Origin of the sequence: Spirosoma spitsbergense DSM 19989, assembly GCF_000374085.1 — a bacterium.
Lineage (GTDB): Bacteria > Bacteroidota > Bacteroidia > Cytophagales > Spirosomataceae > Spirosoma > Spirosoma spitsbergense.
The window spans coordinates 125,209-142,015 of record NZ_KB893388.1 but is presented as its reverse complement, the minus strand read 5'-3'; the positions used below and the strand labels follow the sequence as shown (position 1 = coordinate 142,015).

At 50.9% G+C, this 16,807-nt stretch carries 15 protein-coding genes; 3 read left to right on the top strand and 12 right to left on the bottom strand.

Going from position 1 to position 16,807, the window contains the following annotated elements; all coding sequences use genetic code 11:
• Window positions 1-164 precede the first annotated feature (164 nt).
• Window positions 165-1,118: an aldo/keto reductase gene (locus B157_RS0101525; RefSeq protein ID WP_020601612.1), complete on the bottom strand. Its 954-nt coding sequence runs from the start codon at window positions 1,116-1,118 to the stop codon at window positions 165-167.
• 409 nt (window positions 1,119-1,527) lie between these two features.
• Here B157_RS0101525 and B157_RS0101520 point away from each other — a divergent pair, with 409 nt between their 5' ends.
• Window positions 1,528-2,535, top strand: a complete 1,008-nt coding sequence (locus B157_RS0101520) for an SDR family oxidoreductase (RefSeq protein ID WP_020601611.1) — start codon at window positions 1,528-1,530, stop codon at window positions 2,533-2,535.
• Between the two features lie 202 nt (window positions 2,536-2,737).
• Here the strand turns inward: B157_RS0101520 and B157_RS0101515 are convergent, their stop codons facing one another.
• The 4 genes from B157_RS0101515 to B157_RS0101500 all read right to left on the bottom strand — a co-directional run bounded on the left by B157_RS0101515 (window position 2,738) and on the right by B157_RS0101500 (window position 6,712).
• Complete coding sequence (locus tag B157_RS0101515; RefSeq protein WP_020601610.1) at window positions 2,738-3,688, bottom strand: hypothetical protein; 951 nt, start codon at window positions 3,686-3,688, stop codon at window positions 2,738-2,740.
• A gap of 254 nt (window positions 3,689-3,942) precedes the next feature.
• Window positions 3,943-5,091: a serine hydrolase domain-containing protein gene (locus tag B157_RS34145; RefSeq protein WP_020601609.1), complete on the bottom strand. Its 1,149-nt coding sequence runs from the start codon at window positions 5,089-5,091 to the stop codon at window positions 3,943-3,945.
• Window positions 5,092-5,123: 32 nt separating this feature from the next.
• Window positions 5,124-5,708, bottom strand: coding sequence for a hypothetical protein (locus B157_RS38795; protein WP_020601608.1), 585 nt, complete (start codon window positions 5,706-5,708; stop codon window positions 5,124-5,126).
• A gap of 143 nt (window positions 5,709-5,851) precedes the next feature.
• Window positions 5,852-6,712, bottom strand: coding sequence for a LytR/AlgR family response regulator transcription factor (locus B157_RS0101500; protein WP_020601607.1), 861 nt, complete (start codon window positions 6,710-6,712; stop codon window positions 5,852-5,854).
• 77 nt (window positions 6,713-6,789) lie between these two features.
• Between B157_RS0101500 and B157_RS0101495 the strand changes: the two genes are divergently transcribed.
• On the top strand, window positions 6,790-7,812 hold the full coding sequence (locus B157_RS0101495; protein WP_020601606.1) for a sensor histidine kinase: 1,023 nt from the start codon (window positions 6,790-6,792) through the stop codon (window positions 7,810-7,812).
• A 19-nt stretch (window positions 7,813-7,831) separates the two neighbouring features.
• Here the strand turns inward: B157_RS0101495 and B157_RS0101490 are convergent, their stop codons facing one another.
• The 7 genes from B157_RS0101490 to B157_RS0101460 all read right to left on the bottom strand — a co-directional run bounded on the left by B157_RS0101490 (window position 7,832) and on the right by B157_RS0101460 (window position 15,007).
• Window positions 7,832-8,869, bottom strand: a complete 1,038-nt coding sequence (locus tag B157_RS0101490) for a sensor histidine kinase (protein ID WP_020601605.1) — start codon at window positions 8,867-8,869, stop codon at window positions 7,832-7,834.
• Window positions 8,870-8,973: 104 nt separating this feature from the next.
• A complete protein-coding gene (locus B157_RS0101485) occupies window positions 8,974-9,954 on the bottom strand; it encodes a c-type cytochrome (protein WP_020601604.1) in 981 nt (326 codons plus the stop codon).
• 242 nt (window positions 9,955-10,196) lie between these two features.
• On the bottom strand, window positions 10,197-10,499 hold the full coding sequence (locus B157_RS0101480; RefSeq protein ID WP_020601603.1) for a hypothetical protein: 303 nt from the start codon (window positions 10,497-10,499) through the stop codon (window positions 10,197-10,199).
• 92 nt (window positions 10,500-10,591) lie between these two features.
• Window positions 10,592-11,269, bottom strand: a complete 678-nt coding sequence (locus tag B157_RS34140; protein ID WP_245565007.1) for an IS630 family transposase — start codon at window positions 11,267-11,269, stop codon at window positions 10,592-10,594.
• Window positions 11,266-11,730: a helix-turn-helix domain-containing protein gene (locus B157_RS0101470; protein ID WP_020601601.1), complete on the bottom strand. Its 465-nt coding sequence runs from the start codon at window positions 11,728-11,730 to the stop codon at window positions 11,266-11,268. The genes B157_RS34140 and B157_RS0101470 overlap by 4 nt, the downstream gene beginning before the upstream one ends.
• 666 nt (window positions 11,731-12,396) lie before the next feature.
• On the bottom strand, window positions 12,397-13,155 hold the full coding sequence (locus tag B157_RS34135; RefSeq protein ID WP_020601600.1) for a response regulator: 759 nt from the start codon (window positions 13,153-13,155) through the stop codon (window positions 12,397-12,399).
• A gap of 106 nt (window positions 13,156-13,261) precedes the next feature.
• Window positions 13,262-15,007 carry a sensor histidine kinase gene (locus tag B157_RS0101460; protein ID WP_020601599.1) on the bottom strand — a complete coding sequence of 582 codons (1,746 nt, stop codon included), beginning with the start codon at window positions 15,005-15,007 and terminating at the stop codon, window positions 13,262-13,264.
• A gap of 655 nt (window positions 15,008-15,662) precedes the next feature.
• Here B157_RS0101460 and B157_RS0101455 point away from each other — a divergent pair.
• Entirely contained in the window at window positions 15,663-16,784 is a 1,122-nt protein-coding gene (locus tag B157_RS0101455) for a DUF4282 domain-containing protein (protein ID WP_020601598.1), read from the top strand.
• Window positions 16,785-16,807: the final 23 nt, after the last annotated feature.

Sequence of the window (16,807 nt, the reverse complement as noted above, 5' to 3'; positions counted from 1 at the left end):
GCAAAGTTGCATGGCCCATCCTCTACCCCCAGTCAGCAAGCCGACGAAACGGAAGAAGCCATCAATGAACCGTATAATTATTCGTTATACAGTTCATTGATGGCTTCAGAATCCTAAAAAGCGTGATGTTTTCGCCTGCTCCCGGCGTTCAGGTGCTCATTCGCTCACCAGGCGCTGGCCGTCGTCAGTTTGTCGATAGCCGATTCATCCAGGTTCAACTCGACCGATTTCGCAATGTCGTGCAGTTGGTCAACGCTGGTAGCACTGGCAATGGGTGCCGCAATGTTTGGTTGTGCCATCAGCCACGCTAATGACACCTGCGCAGGGGTAGCGTTGTACTGCGCGGCTACTTCATCGAGGGCTTGCAGGATACGAAATCCGCGGTCGTTCAGGTAGTTTTTAGCGCGCTGCCCACGCGGGCTTTTCGACAAATCGGCATCGGAGCGGTATTTACCGGTCAGGAAGCCGCTTGCCAGCGCGTAATAATTGATAACACCCAAACCGTACTGCTGAACAATGGGCGCAAACTGCTCTTCGTACTTCTTCCGATCGTATAAATTGTATTCGGGTTGTAGACTCTGGTAGGTTGGATAGCCCTGTTTTGCGCTAATTTCCAGCGATTGTTTCAGGCGTTCGGGTGTGTAGTTCGACGCGCCGATAATCCGCACTTTCCCCTCTTTGATCAACTGCCCGAAACCGTCGAGAGTTTCTTCAACAGGCGTATCCAGATCATCATAATGCGACTGATACAGGTCGATGTAGTCCGTTTGCAACCGCTGGAGCGACGCTTCCACCTCACGCAGCATATACTGTTTCGACAGCCCTTTTTTGTTGGGAGCCATTTCGGCGCCCAGTTTGGTGGCAATGATGACCTGATCCCGCTTTCCGCTTTTTTTCAGCCAGTTCCCGATAATCGTCTCCGACTCCCCGCCTTTATTACCGGGCACCCAATGGGAGTACACATCGGCCGTGTCGATCAGGTTAAAACCCGCTTCGACAAAGGCATCCAGCAATTGAAACGACGTGGATTCGTCGGCTGTCCACCCAAATACATTCCCGCCAAAAGCCAGCGGAGCGACTGACAGATCAGAACTGCCAATAATACGTTTTTCCATCATGGTATAGTCCGGACGCCCACATCCGGCAGTTTACTTTTATGACCGGATGCGGGCGTCCGGGATGCAGCCGCAGGGAACAGGGTATGGCGTTCCAATAGGTCCAGCCGTATACAACCAGCTCGGCGGTCAGCCGGAAACCTGTTTGCCGGGCATCTACCTAACAACTATGACAACTGGCTGATGGTTGTATAACTAATCGCAAAGCGGCATAAATAGCCGCCGATTCCAAGACAAAAGTGTCTGTCTGCCATGAATATCACCAGTCGACAAGGCGTTCGGGGAACCAGACCTGGGCAAAAAAACAGACGATGGCACTAACATTAATACGAGCCGCCGGTTAACTATAATGTCGGTAGATTAAATATCAATCATCTGCAGATAAGTATTTACTCAACAAGAATAGACAACCATGTATCAGGAGAATCAACTCAGCAGCCGTCAGGTCATTGGCGGATCAGGAGGTAGCATAGCCACGGCAATGGCCACACCCGTGTTGGCAACTTCGGGCACGCAACACCCAGATGCAGCCGCTTCGGCAGTCCTCAGCGATCCAACCACTAAGTACCCCAGGCCACCGTTTAACACGCCCATGCAGCCCTTTCCCGGCCTCGCCAGCCAGATGGACCCTCGTCCCGATCATGGCGAAACCAGCTATAAAGGATCGGGACGTTTGGCTGGTCGGAAAGCGTTGATTACCGGCGGAGATTCGGGTATGGGACGGGCAGACGCCATTGCCTATGCCCGCGAAGGGGCGGATGTAGCCATTAACTACCTACCAGCCGAGGAACCGGATGCCAGGGAAGTAATTGCGCTGATCAAGGCGGAAGGCCGGAAAGCCATTGCCATTCCCGGCGACATTCGCGATGAGGCCTTCTGCAAACGCTTGGTTGACGAAGCCGTGAAGGGGCTGGGTGGTCTGGACATTCTGGTTAGCAATGCGGGTCGACAACAGGCTCGTGAGTCGATTCTGGATATGACCACGGAGGACTTCGATGCAACCATGAAGACCAACATTTATGCCCCCTTCTGGATCATTAAAGCCGCTTTGCCGCACATGCCGCCCGGCTCAACCATTATTGGTACGACCTCAGAACAGGCATACGACCCCTCACCCAACCTGTATGACTACGCGCAAACCAAAGCAGCTACAATGAATTATGTCAAGTCGCTGGCCAAGCAGCTCGGCCCGAAAGGAATCCGGGTGAATGGCGTAGCACCCGGCCCCATCTGGACACCCCTACAACCCAGTGGAGGAGCTACTGAGGAGAAAGTAAAGAACTTTGGTGGCAGCACGGCTCTGGGAAGACCCGGCCAACCCGCCGAACTGGCCTCCATTTATGTTCAGTTGGCAGCCAACGATGCCAGTTTTGCTACCGGACAGGTGTACGGATCGGCAGGGGGCAACGGGCAACCCTGATAACCCGTTCGTGTGCCCCGATCACTGTAAGAAAAGCCGCGTCAGCAAGACTGAACGCGGCTTTTTTGTGTTTGCCCACGTGTGAATGTTTTTTCTCTACGATGTTTCCACGACAATGGTGGCCCGGCTCTACGAGGTTCTTATTGGTAGAAAAGCCCTGTCCAAACAAGCAATCCAAGCAAATTAAAGGCACTTGCCTGCTTTAGCGGGATAAATCAGCCAGCCAGGACTGGGCAAAATCCCGTGCGGCCATAACGGGCTCTTTTCCAATTCGGTAAAGCAGTTTCCACTCCGCTGGTTTGTTCCGGTAAGTTGGGTTAACAAACTCCCGCTTCGACCCGTATGGCATCAATCGAGCCTCAAAATCAACGTTGTTGCAGAGGGTAATAAACGTCTGTAACTGGTTACGCAGCCGGGGCAGGAAATCACTGTGCGCATCCAGCGCGGCTTTCTGCTGCCGATAGGCTTCATTACCGGCTTTCACTTCAGCTAATTGAGTACGGGCTTCGCCCACGTTCTGCTGAGCACTTTGCTTCATCTGTTGCTGCTGATAGGCCAGATACTGCTTTTTAAATTCGGCTGGTTTACCCGCATTGACCGCTAGCAGCCGTTTTATTTCGGCAATATTCCGGGCCATCGTCTGGCGTTCGCTACCCTGTACGCCTGCCAGTTCCGTTTCCTGTTGGTGTAGCTGCATCTGAATGGCAGTGTAGAGCATGGTCGGCTCCAGTTGCGCAAAAGCCTGCTGCATGGCCGTCATCTGACTGGCCACGGCGGCATCGGACCCGTTGACCTCGGCTTCATGCCGGGCTATGTTGTCATCACTGTACGTTTCATCGACCGGAAACTGTTCGCGCATGGACTGACGGTAAGCCTGTTTGAACGACGCCGACTCCACGTAGCTGCGAACCACCTTGCCTAACATGCGTACAGTGGCTACCCGGGCACTGGCTGGAATGCGCCGGGAAGTCTCGCGCATTAAGGTGTTAGTCTGGAAAATCAGTTTGCCTTCCTGACGTAGATTCGCCAGTGTACTCCACTGAATATTGTTCATCGTAACACCCGTGTCGGTCAGCACATCGGTCGGGTGCATGGCTACCAGGCTCAGGAGTGCAGCAGCGATCAGACTGAAGAAACAGATTGGCTTTTTCATAGATTGTTGTTGTTTACTAATCGTTGGAGAATGAGTTCATTGGGGCGTGTTGGCGCAGGAGTTTCACCGGTCGCGCCGGTAGTTGAAAAAGGCTCTAAGGAATCGCCATTGTGTTTGCAGGGCCAAAGGTGCGCAGTACCCGTCGCCAAACGAGTGGCAACTTCGCTGAAACGACAAAAGCCGCTGATGAAGCGACTTTTGTGTAGCGGTTCACAGAATTCCCGAAGAGGTTCATTTATAAGCTCTTCAGCACATCAACTCGTCAATAGTTCATGGATAAACGACTTATCGGCTCCGCTCCCGTTGTTGCCGAAAAGAATATAGGTAGCCTGTTTGTCAGGAAAATAGAACCAGTTGGCATCAACGCCCAGCAGGGTGCCGTTATGACCCCAGGCCACACCCAAAGGCGATGCATAGGAATCCAGCCCCAACCCATATTCAGTCGTTCCACGCCGAACGGGCTGGAGCGTCATCATTGCGGTTAAGGATGCTTTACGAATGAGCGTGCCCCTAAAAAGGGCTTCACTAAATCGAAACAGGTCTTCAATCGTCGTAATAAGTCCCCCGCTGGCCCGTCCCTGACTGTCGGCCCGATCCAGCGCGGTTATATCCATGAGTTTTCCATTGTTGTAAAAATCAGTATATCCCCGAACCACATCCCGGTCATCACGCGACTCCAGGTAGGTATGTGTCAGGCCAGCAGGCTTGAAGATAACCGTGTCAAGTACCGATTGGAGGGGCTGACCTGTTATCTTCTCAATCACCATACCCAACAACCAGTAATTGGTGTTACTGTATCCAAACTGCTCGCCGGGTTCAAACCGGAGCGGTCGCCCGTAAACGTATCTGGCCAGTACCTGCTGGGTAGACATAGCCAGTCGAAGGGCGGGGTCATTGAGTAGATCGAGCTGATACTGAACACCGTCATTGGTCGGATCGAACAGGCCGCTGGTGTGCGAAAGCATCTGCCGGAGGGTAATCCGGTCGGCCCCGGCCACCCGCCCGACCATGTCGGGCAGTAGCATACCCAGCGTGTTATCAAGTTGAAGTTCACCCTGTTCCTGCAACTTCATAACGGCAATCGCTACGAATGTTTTGGTAATACTGGCCGCCCGAAATGGGTCGGTAGTGCGCAGGTTGGTTTGCAGCTCCAGGTTCGATTTCCCAACCGCTCCCATCCAGACAGGTTCGTTGGCCCGTTTCAGGAGCAGGGTGGTGCCGGGTTGCTTCCAGCGTTGGTTGAACATTTGCAGAGCCTGTCGGTACATATCATTTCTGAGGTGCCGCTGCCACGGGTTCGATGCCGTAACGGAATCGGTTACCGGTGCAATGGGTTCCTGAGCGCAGGCCGTTATCATTAGCCATACGAGTGCCAGTGTGCGGGCGGTTTGTTTCGTATTCATTGGTTTATAGGAGATTGACGATGCCCGTGGTGTTAATTCGGCAAGGCAAGTTGCGTACCAATACTGATTGACTGATGAGGCAGAATAAGCGAGCGGAAAGGCATTTCGCCGAACAGTTCGTAACGGGCAAAAACCAGTGTCCGGTTCGGAAAACGATAACCGACACCCGTCTTTACCACTGGCATAAAGTTGCATTGCGTAGCCGGGGCTTTTCGGTAATTACCCGTACTCTCGTCGCGGACGTATGAATGGGCTACGGGCCGAAGCAGCAACGCACCACCACCTATGAAGACATCCGTAAAAAAGCCGCCAATGTATTTCCGGTAACCAATTGTGGTGTTGACAAATAGCCCACTCTGAACACGGGGATGGTGGTAGTAGCCCACCGTCAGGGTCTGGATTACCTGAGAGCCGGGGCTATTCCGGTAGTAAAATTCAGTGCCTATTTTAAGCCCAAGTCCTCCTCTCTGAATGTTCCTGAACGTAGGCAGGCTGATCGACTCGATAAAGAGACTGATGGTCAACGGCAGGCCCTGGTGGGCAGCTGACAAGTCCTGAGCAGTGACACCGGCAAGGGCCGACAGCCAGGTAAGGATGGTAATTTCTATCGTTTTCATTATGCTTTTGTAGCGTTGTTTACGCCACAAAAGTGGGGGTAAAAAACAGCCTGTGTCGGCTCTAAAACCCCCACTGGCGCACAAAGAAAGGTGAATGGTCGGAATGAAAAGGTGAATGGTAACCGGCAAAAAGGCCCATTTGCCTATGTTTGCATCCACTGCCGGAACTCAGCTACCCGACGGCGACTAACGACTACTTCTTCAGCGTGGGATGGTTTCAGATAAAGTACAATTCGCCCGACACCATCGTTTTCTACACGCTGGATGGCTTGCCGATTTACCAGAAACTGGCGGTTGAGCCGGAAGAAATCAGCCGACGACAGGCGTTCGGCTACCTGTTCCATCGTCAGGTCAAGGACAAATGATTTGCTATCGGCCGTTTTGACAATACTAACTTCATTGGCGATAAAAATAAATGCTACCTGATCGGTAGTAATCGGTACCTGTGCTTTGCCGTGGTTGACCAGCAGCGTTCTTGCCCCTGGTTGGTTGCCCCCCGAAAATATGATTGGGCTGGCAGATTTCAGCCGGGCAATTTTCTGTTGCAACCCGGCCACTGTATGCCGGTGATACCGGACCATCCAGTACATGGTGTAGCCCATATGCAGAAGCAGGATAAACAGCAGGCCAATAGGTATATCATTGGAAATCGTGATAGACAGGTTGAAGGGAGCAGGACGTTGCAGAATAAGGTTGTTATACCCCAGACTGAACAGGGCGATAACGCCCACCGTCCAGATAAAGGCTACCCCAGCCTGCACGTAAAAACGATGGAGAGGCTGCATAGCCCAGGAATAGCGGGTATCCATTTGCTGAATGAGCCATCGGTTAGACTCCCAAAGAAGTATATTGACCCCGATCACAACAACGACATCGAGGTAAAAAAGGGAATTTTGTAGCAGGTCGCCCAGGGGCGATGGATCGCCGATGAGTCGAAACAGGAAGGACCAAACCGGGATGCCCACTACGCGTGCAAGTTTATCGGGATAGGCTATCTTTTTCATAACTGGTCTGCGACGGGTGTATGGTGTTTATCTGTAGTTTTGAGTACCCTATTTCCCAATCCCGTCCTCGTGGCCCTATGAAGTCAATTCATTACTCCCGCTATGACTGGCTTCTGCAGCTGATTGTGTTGCCCATTTACATCGGCCTGCTCAACTGGATTATGATCGGCAATGCCTACTGGTCCAACAGTACAACCCTTGTCCTGGCATCGCTATTCGCCTTCATCGAATCGTTTCTGAACTGGCTGCTCAATAACCAGATTGCCTTATACATCAATCGAAAATACGGCAAGATGCCATTCATCAGGCGGTCTCTCTACCGATTTGCGAGTACCTCCGCATCGTCCGTTGTCAATGCCAGTCTTCTGTATGCCCTCTATTGGGGCGTCAATTTACCGGGGTTCGAGTTTGGCTTTACCCGACTGGGGTTTGCCCTTCTGTATACGACCGTTATTGTGGCCATTGTGGTCGTAACGTACGAGGGTATGGACAGTTTCAACTACTGGCAACAGTCACGACAGGAAGTAGAAACGCTCAGTAAAGCCCAGCTACAGACGCAGCTGGATGCGCTCCGGCAACAGGTAAATCCGCATTTTCTGTTCAATAGTCTCAACTCGCTGATCTCGTTGATTGATGAAAATCCCCTCCAGGCCAGCGCGTTTGCCGAAGAACTGAGTACGGTATACCGGTATCTGCTCCGGAGTAATGAATCCCCGCTGGTACCCCTGGCCAGCGAACTTGACTTTATCGAGTCATACTACCATCTGCTGAAAACCCGCCATGGCGATTCACTCACGCTGGCCATTACGGTTCAGTCCGGTGCCGAAACCCGACAACTGCCACCTTTGACGCTACAACTGCTGATCGAGAATGCCGTAAAACACAATATCATCCTGCCCGAGCAACCCCTTACTATTACCCTCACCGCCACCGCCCAATGCCTGGTTGTCAGCAACAACCTGCAGCGAAAACCCGGCCGCACCCTGTCGAACGGGGTGGGATTAAGTAACATCCTGACCAAATACCAGATGCTGGACCAGCCCGCACCAACCATTGAAGACGATGGTCAGGCGTTTCGCGTGACGTTACCCCTCGTATAAGTCGATTAAGAAGCAGGTGTTACAGCAACGTTGCCGATGGCGCGAGCAGGGGTATACACACCAGAAACCCCTCCCCCGTATGCCGCACCACAACCGGTGCCTGACCAATCAGTTTATATTTCGCGATTATATTCTGTAACCCAATCCGGTTCGAATGCACCAGCGTCTTTTTTGGTTGCAGATTATTCTGTACGCAGAGATTCCCCTCCTGCGTATACAACCTGATTATCAGGGGACTGTTTGCCGAGATAACATTGAGTTTAATCGCATTTTCGAAGAGAAGCTGCAGGGTCAGGGGCGGCATTAGATACAGCATATACTTCAAGTCGATGTTCGTTTCCAGAACAATACCGTTGCCATGCCGGGTTTTGAGCAGGTGAAAATAGGCCTTGATAAAATTCAACTCGTCAGCCAGCGGGCAGAGATCACGATTGTTCTGCTGGAGCAGGTACCGATATACCGATGACAGCTCATCCAGAAACAGTTCGGCCTGTCCGGCATCGCTGGTAATCAGCGAAGACAGGGAGTTCAGGTTATTAAACAGGAAATGGGGATTTATCTGCATTTTCAGCGACTCAAGCTGACTCTGCAAACTCGACTTTTTCAATTCCAGCGTTTCGGTGTAGGTAACTTTCCAGCGATGATACAGGTAAATGCCCTCGAAAATTGCGGCCACCTGAACCGTACCAAAAACGGCTACGAGCGTGTTGAAAAAATAGGGCTTAAGCAGGAAATAGTCTTCCGATGGAAATAATCCGATACGATGGTACAGATACGTCTGACTGATGCGAATGAGGGCGGCAAACACAATGAACCAGAGTAACTGAGCCAGTACCCGACGGGCAGTTTGCGCCAGACCGGGATAACGCCGACGGGAGAGAATGATCCCCCATCGGTTGCACTCCCAGACGATGATGGCTCCCAGTATAAAAAAAACCGGAATGCGCCAATCGTCCGGGTAAGGTACATTCGTATAGCCATACATCATCCACTGGCCTGTCAGGGCCAGCATGGGAACGCCCACAATGCGCATCCATTTATCATTCAATTGCGGCATCAACTAATCATTTACACCGGATCACGATTTAGGGTACCGAATGTAAAATGAATACCGGATAATGGCTAGTGACAGGCAATATCCAGTATTCATTACTACAGGGTTTACTTTTCTACCAGTTGTAACTCAGCGTTCTTTTTGGCGATGTCATTTTTAATTTTCGGGACCGTTTTCAGGTAGTCATAAATAGCCCCTACTTCCCGATCCGACAACACTATTTTCGGCTCCATCGGATACTTCAGTATGCTGCCGTCGGGCCGCACGCCCGACTTCACCGCCCGGATAAACTGTTCTCTGGTGTATTTCCGGGCAATACCGGTCTCCTCATCGAACGTCAGGTTAGCCGTTATTACTTTTTGGCCCCCTTCGCCAACCATTTCAATACCACCGCCGTAGTACCCTTTGGTTTTAGTTGTATGCACTTTGTCCTGATCAACCAGATCGCCGGAATGACAACTGTAACAATCCCCAATGGCATCGGCCGTGTATTTACCCAGCGCCACCAGGTCATTACTATCGGGTTGCGGAATAAATGACTGTGGATACGGCAGGGGCTTCATCAGGGTATGCGTCAGTAGTTTCGACACAAAACTGAGTTCCGACGATTGGGGTTCCTGTTTCGATGCCTGCACCGGAAAGCGATCTGAACGCAGCCACGCCACTACCGACTGTAGATCCTCGTCGGCCATGTTGGGATACTGGGGCATGATGGCTGCGTAGGAACCATCCCGCCGGATCCCTGTTCGCAGAAAATAGATCAGTTCGCCATCAGTCCAGTTACCAATGCCCTTCTCTTTGTCCTGAGTGATATTTTTGGAATACAGCTTCCCAAACAGGGCAGGCACCTCGGCCAGATACTTACCCGTCAGGTGTTTATCCTTATCGGTATGGCACGACATACACTGGATCTGGGCGATTACTTCACCCCGTACCACGCGGGAGGGTGTTACGGCTACCGTAGTTTTCGGGATGGCGGGTGGGTCATAGATGGGAACGCCCACAGCTGCTACATACGCGCAGAACCCGGCCAGCAGCAGCACCACGCTACCCAGTACCAAGCCGAGGATTTTCATTACTTTTTTCATGATTAACTTTACTAAAAGTTGATAAAAGAGGAAGAGACAGGGCTTGATTGCCGTCGGCAAAGTTGCCTGCCTGAAGAAGTTAAGCCAATACCCAATCGGATGAAGCGTAAGAAAACGGCCATGAAACGTAAAAAGCGCCGTTGAACCGAAGGAGTATTGCCCGGTGAATTCGTGTTTCAACAAAAATCCCTGGCAGGAGCCTTTCGCCAGGGATTCTGATCGTAACCTAACCTATGCGAATGTTATTTCCGGGCAACTTTACCAGCCACCACGGGCTGTTTTTCGGGGCTTTGCTGAGCAACGGGTTGCTTCGGCTTATAAATAGCTCCAGTGGCAAAATCCACCGGAACACTCACCAGCGGGAACAGCAGAATATCGGCAATCAGTGCGCCTACCCGCACCTGCCGGGTAGGCGCACCCGGCAGGGGTTTTTGCTTTTGGTGAACGGTAACGCGACCGCCAAAAACGGTTGCACAGGAGGATAAGAAACCCAACAGGGTGAGGGCTACTAAAGCCAGCAGCACATTTTTGTTTGACCGTTTCATTATGTTTTTGAGATGAGAAAGGGAACCAGAATACTTATTTTGTTGCGCCCACGCTGAACCGAACATGGCAGGATGCCTAGTACTCTTCCAATTTAATTATTACAGGAGTCCGGTTTGTTAGCTGGGTTCACCTGCTCATACCACCGTTTGAGTTTGGTTTCAGCCGTAACGACTGTAAAACTCCAATGCACTCTTACTGCTTGCTCATTACGCTCATTCGTCCACAACTCCACCTGACGAGCCAATTCATCCAGACTACCAATCCGTCGATGCAGACATTGTCTGGCTAAAGCCGAAAACTCAATTTCAGCCACGTTTAGCCAGGAGCCGTGCTTGGGCGTGTAATGAAACACCAATTTACGACTCAATGACCGGGCCTCAGCCACCAGAAGATGCTCGTAAAAAGAGCCGTACTTATGTGTGTTCAGATTGTCTTGAACTAAGTCGATGTAGTCAACATCAGCATAATAGGTAGTCACTATTTGGTGCATAAACTGTGCGTAATCCGCCTTGGTTCGCTGCTTTCGCGTTTGTGTATATCGGATGCCCCTATCCAGATCGTAAGCTAATAGAACTACCGCTGTGCCCTGGCGAACATATTCATTATCCTCTTTGGCCGCTCTGCCAGGCTTGACCAACAGGGGAGCCACTACATCGTCGAGCAACTGGCAAGGTCGCTCGTCAAAACAGAGCCGCGCTCGATCGACCTGAACCGGTTGGCTGTACAGGCACAGGACATCCTCCATTTTAGCCAGATATTCCCCGTCTATCTGGCCGATGCACCACTGCTTTTTGAGCCAGGGCTTGAGCTTACTTTTTTTAACGCTAATCGAACTGACTCGTCATCAATATGAATCTGGAGTTTAACCAACCGTTCGTTAATCAGGGCTACTGTCCACCGAGTACGGCCGTCAGGTGCCTGACTACAAGCCAACTGGGTAATCTGAGCTTCCACTTCTTGTGTCACTTTACGGGGCTGACCCGGCCGTTTTTTCTCACTGATAGCTCGTTGCAGTCCATCTTCTCGATAGCGTTTTCGCACGTTATAAACCGTTGCTACACTGATACCCAACAAATTGCTGATCTGCTCAGGGTGCTGACCCTGATGCGAAAACTGCAAGGCCCTGACTCGATTGAGTTTGCGAACGGACTCTTTTCCTTTGCTGACTAATTGACTAAGTGTTGTCTGGTCGGCTTCCGACAGGACGAACGGTGTTGCGATTTGGCCCATACCACAAAGCTAACCATTTTACTCTAATCTCTATTTTGGAAGAGTACTAGATTCATCGTGACCGTGGTGCCCCCTGACAGGTTACGCTGATCGTACGTTTCAGCGTAGTCTGGCGGGGAGATTTGCCATTGTCTGAATTTTTCTTGTGGGCGGTGAACAAGACTGAACGTAGCAACAGGGCGAGCCTTACAAAACGGAAGCCTGCTTCTGTTTCATTATGTTGGTTATTTTGTTAAAAAAAGGAAGTAAGTCGCCCGCACTGAAGTACTCAGGCCGATCTGACAAGACAAAATTGGCAGCTCAATCCGGTCGGGTAAAACACAGTTGGTTTCAACCGGTATAACCGTTCGCTGAAATGGTATGTAGGCGGGATGAACCGTGGATGAACTTTTGGCAATTTTCCCCGGACAGTAGCGCAGTCTGCTTTTGCCGCTTATCGACCTGTCACCGCACCCTTCCCAAACGCACCCGCTTTCTCGCTGGATATTACCTGCCAGCACCTCTATTCGGGTAGTATGTTTTTTGATATACTGTTTTTCCTTTTTTTTGGGAATCAATCATCGTGGGCGGGCTTTGAGCAGGAGCCGACCAGGCACTAAGTACGAGACGAAGTACGAAGGGTAAACAGAGTTTCGTGGTGTAGGAGAATACGTTTCAACGGCACATTTAGCGTGTTCTGACCACCTGTAACCGGTCGATGAGCGGTTTTCTGGCCCCATCGGGAATCGGGATTTCCTGCGAACCGATGTACAATCGGTTGGATTCGATACGGTCCAGGTAAGCAAGGTTGATTACGATTGACCGCGACAACTGATAAAATCCGGTCGACAGGTAAGGAATCAGTTTACCCAGGTTCAGCGATATAATGATAGCCCGGTACGGTTTGTCGGGGTAGATTCGGTAATAGCCTGCCGTTGTCAAATACAGTTCACTATTGCCCCGGTCTGCTTTCAGGTATTGGATTTCGGCTTTAACAACGCGGATATAGCCACTGCCGATTGGTAGAAACGTATGGTCGGGCAGGTCGGGTGCCCCGGCAATAGTTCCTGCGTAAAAGTTATGCATGGCCAGGTCGATCTGTGCCGACAGTTCACGCATCCGAAATGGTTTGTACAGGAAAGCCGCCGGAAATGTGCTTTTAGCCCGATTCAGCGTTTCTTTGTCGGCATTACCGGTCAAATAAATGACCGGTACCCACTTTATCCGCATCAACTCTTTTACGGTCGTAATACCATCGGCGGGGCCATCGAGTTTAATGTCGACCAGCACCAGATCGGGCTGGGTTTGTTTCATGGCTTTCAGCGCCGTTTCGTAACTGGTAGCCTGTCCACAGACCTGATAGCCCGCTTTCAGCAGGCTTTCTTCAATTTCGGCAACCATCAATGGTTCGTCTTCTACAATCAAAATCTGTAAAGGTGTTTCCATAGAAAAGGGAGTCGGTGGTATGTAGTTTTTGGTTTACGGCACGTCAGCATTTTGCGTTATTACCGGTGGGTACGGAACCGCAACACTAAACCTGAAATCGTAAAGTCTATTGCAACACGAAGGAAGGTTTAACGTCAAACGACAGCGTAAAATGGCACCCTTTTTCAGTCTCGAACTTCCCTTTCCCGTTTAACTTTTTGGTAATAATATCGATCAGTTTCATACCAAATGAGTTTCCGGCTACGGTAGGTGTAAAGCCGGGTCCATTATCCGAAAACCAGAGCAGAATCCGTCCTTTCTCTTCCTGACAACCGATTTCCAGCACTGGAGCGGGATGATGCGGCAATGCGTACTTACAGGCGTTCGTAACCAGTTCATTCAGTAGCAAACCTAAGTTGATTGCCACGTCGGCCCGTAGCCATATTGGACTCAGGCTGTAAAGAGGCTGAATATCGCCCAGACTATAACTCCGCAGGACGCCCTCCACTAACTCAGGAATAAACTGCATCAGATCAACTTCGGCCAGGTGGTCACTGTCATACAGTCGCCGATGGACCAGTGCCATCGCTTCTACCCGCATCAAACTTTCTTCTACTGCCTTCCGGGCGGCCGGGTCAGTGAGTCGATTGGATTGTAGTCCCAGCAAATTGGTGATGGACTGAAGGTTATTTTTAGCCCGATGATTTTGCTCTTTTACCAACCGGGCGTTGTATTCGCTGATACGCCGGTACTTCCTGAATAACAGGAATAACAGTACGCAGGCAACCCCGAACAGTAAGGCGAGCAGCGTGGCCAGTAGCGTAAGTCTTTTTTGGGTGTCCAGGTGCTTTTGCTGGGCTTTAAGCGCTATCTCTTTCTTTTCGCTCTCATACTGGGTGGCAATCCGGCTCATAGCTCCTTCACGGTCGGCGTTCAGCGAGGCAAGCTGATAGTCGTGATATTTTTCCCGATGTGCAAACGCCTGTTGCCAGTTGCCGGTTTGCTGGTAAAGTTTAGCGTATGTTTCCTCGAGCAGGCTATTCTGCCAGTATTCGCCGTGCCGGGTCGTATCGCGGACAATGGCCGCCTGGTCTAACCATACCTTTGCTTTGGCGGGCTGTTTCAGGGACAGGTAGCATTCGGCCAACTCTATGGAAAGATTCATAATACCATACGCCTGTTTGAGCGATTGCTGAATAGCATAGGATTTTTTAAGATACGGCAACGCCTGCCTGCTTCCTTTCAGCATCAGGGCTTCTCCCTTACAGTAATACACGAGACCGATGTCCAGCGGCTTGTTCAGTTTGAGAGCCAGCCGCTCAGCCTGTCCGAAGTAATACAGCGAACTGTCTAACGAGGCTCCGGATATCGAGCCGGGGTTTTCCCGGTTTACCTTCCAGCCCATTTGATGTACACCCGCCAGGACAATGTAGGCACTCATGATGCCATGTTTTGAGTTGACAATCCGGACGTTACTCATGCCAAGGCGAGCGCAGCGCATGGCAGACTGATACTGCTTTTGACGCATCCAGTTTTCGGACAAACGCAGGTATGTTTTGCCAATAACTTCCGATGGTCCGTGTGGTTCGCGGATGCGCAGCGAGCGCACATACCAGTTCTCCGCCGTAACGTATTCACCGAAGGCACCGTAGCGTTTACCCATGTCGTAACACGCCTGAGCCACCTGTTCCGAATCCCCGGTAGCCATAGCGGCCTGATAGTCACGCTGCGTTTTAGCTAGCTTATCATACAGCAACCGACCCGTTGGGGGAACCTGCGCCGGGGCCGTCGGTACGGGTAGTATTCCGGGAAGTAGTAGCACCAGGGTGAGTACGGATTGAGTCCATAGGTTACGCTGTTTCCGGGATTGCATAAAATTTTTATGGGTAGAATTATGAATCACAACAAGCTTTACGTTCATGCCTGACCGTAATAATACGATAAAAAAACAATACCTGTTCGTCCTTTTATTACAGTATCAGGGCAGAAGGTAACAACTGACAGTAAGCTAGTTAGCGGAACCCAAAATAGTTCGTTCGTAAAAACCGGTTACTTGTCAGTAATATTCCGCTATTGGGAAGTTTGTCGTATTGTCATATCGAAATAAGTGCTTCTTCGTGGCAGTAATTGATTTTTCCGTTCAACTCCCTGGGTTTATGATGAAAAATTTACGCCTGCGCTTTCCTTCTTTCCCGGCATCAATTGACTGTAGACATCGGCTTTGCCGGTTACCCTCGCTGTATCCTCCTTACGGTTATTAGCCAGTTGTAACGCTTATTAGTGAAGCTGCCACACTGGCCTATTCTCGTTTTTGTCGGCTTCTGAGTCGATATACCATTGTTTGTCAAGGTAATCAATTCACGTCAAACCAATTACAGAGAGGGTTAACCAAACGAACGACTACCTGTTTCAACGGCATTCCGACTGGTACCCAACGCTATTTCTATCCATACTTTTTTCTATCCACACCCTTTTAAAGACAACACTATCCACATCTTCTTGCTCTTCACATTAATACAACTACCCCGATGGACCCTTCCTTTAACTGGCGCGATATGCTTCGTTTCGACAAGATGATTGCGCCCACATTCCTAACCGTTCTTTACTATATCCACACGACTGCCTCCGTTATAGCCAGTTTGTGGTTCGTACAAAGGGGTATGGGCACGTCCTATGGCGGAGGGGCCATGGTTTTGATAGGGTTGCTCGGACTGGTAATTGGTCCATTTGTGGTACGGTTATTTTATGAACTTCTGATCGTTATTTTCAAGATTCATACCCGGCTTTCCAACATTGACTACACGCTAAGTGGTCAACCAATTGGACCTGTCACTTCCGATAGGCCGCAACCCAGCCCCGTTCCCTCACCTGGCAATCCATTTAATCAGCCAGACAGTCCGGCACCCGTTCCTTATCTGGCTCCCTATCCAGCCAGTGGGCAAAGCAGTATCGTACGACCGCTGGTCAGCCTTTCAGCCGAACCAGTTGTGCAGCAACCCACTGGCTTTCAAACACACGCCACTGAAGCCCCGCTACCCGATACATCGCCAGTTACGGGGCAACCGATGCCTGATTTCTGGAAAACGCCCCTGCCCCGTACGCCAGCCCCTCCGGTCGAGTTAGGCAGTGTACTCCGGAAAGTGCCAAACTGGCCTGCCGTACTGACTACCCTACTCGTTCTCTACGCCGTGCTAAGCCCGTATGCCGTTATCGGTTATGATTCGTCCACCTCGCTAGGGCAAATGGCAGGGCTTACCTACTCCATCAAAAGCAGCTCGTTGGGTAGTATGGTGGTACTGTCTGCGCTGGTTATGCTGATTACCAGCGCGGGTGGGCTAAAGTGGCGCTGGTTTGTGGTGGGCTACGGGGTTATGGTACTGGGGACAGTTGTCGCGTTTATGGACGAAAATAGTATTTTCTCCCAGCTATCGAAGGCGAAAGCCACTATGGGGGCCGTTGGTTCTACTCTGGACGGTTTTATTCCACAGGCCAACCGGCTTTCACAGCAAATGGCGCAAAACGTACCCAGTGCATCACAGTTTTTGACCCTGACGTTTTATCTGTTTATCCTCGCTATGCTCTTCCTGGGCTATTGGGCTTTAGCAGGCAAATACCAGGAACGGGGACTACTGACGAACGATAGCCACTAGACAGTTGCAATACTTTTTCACTC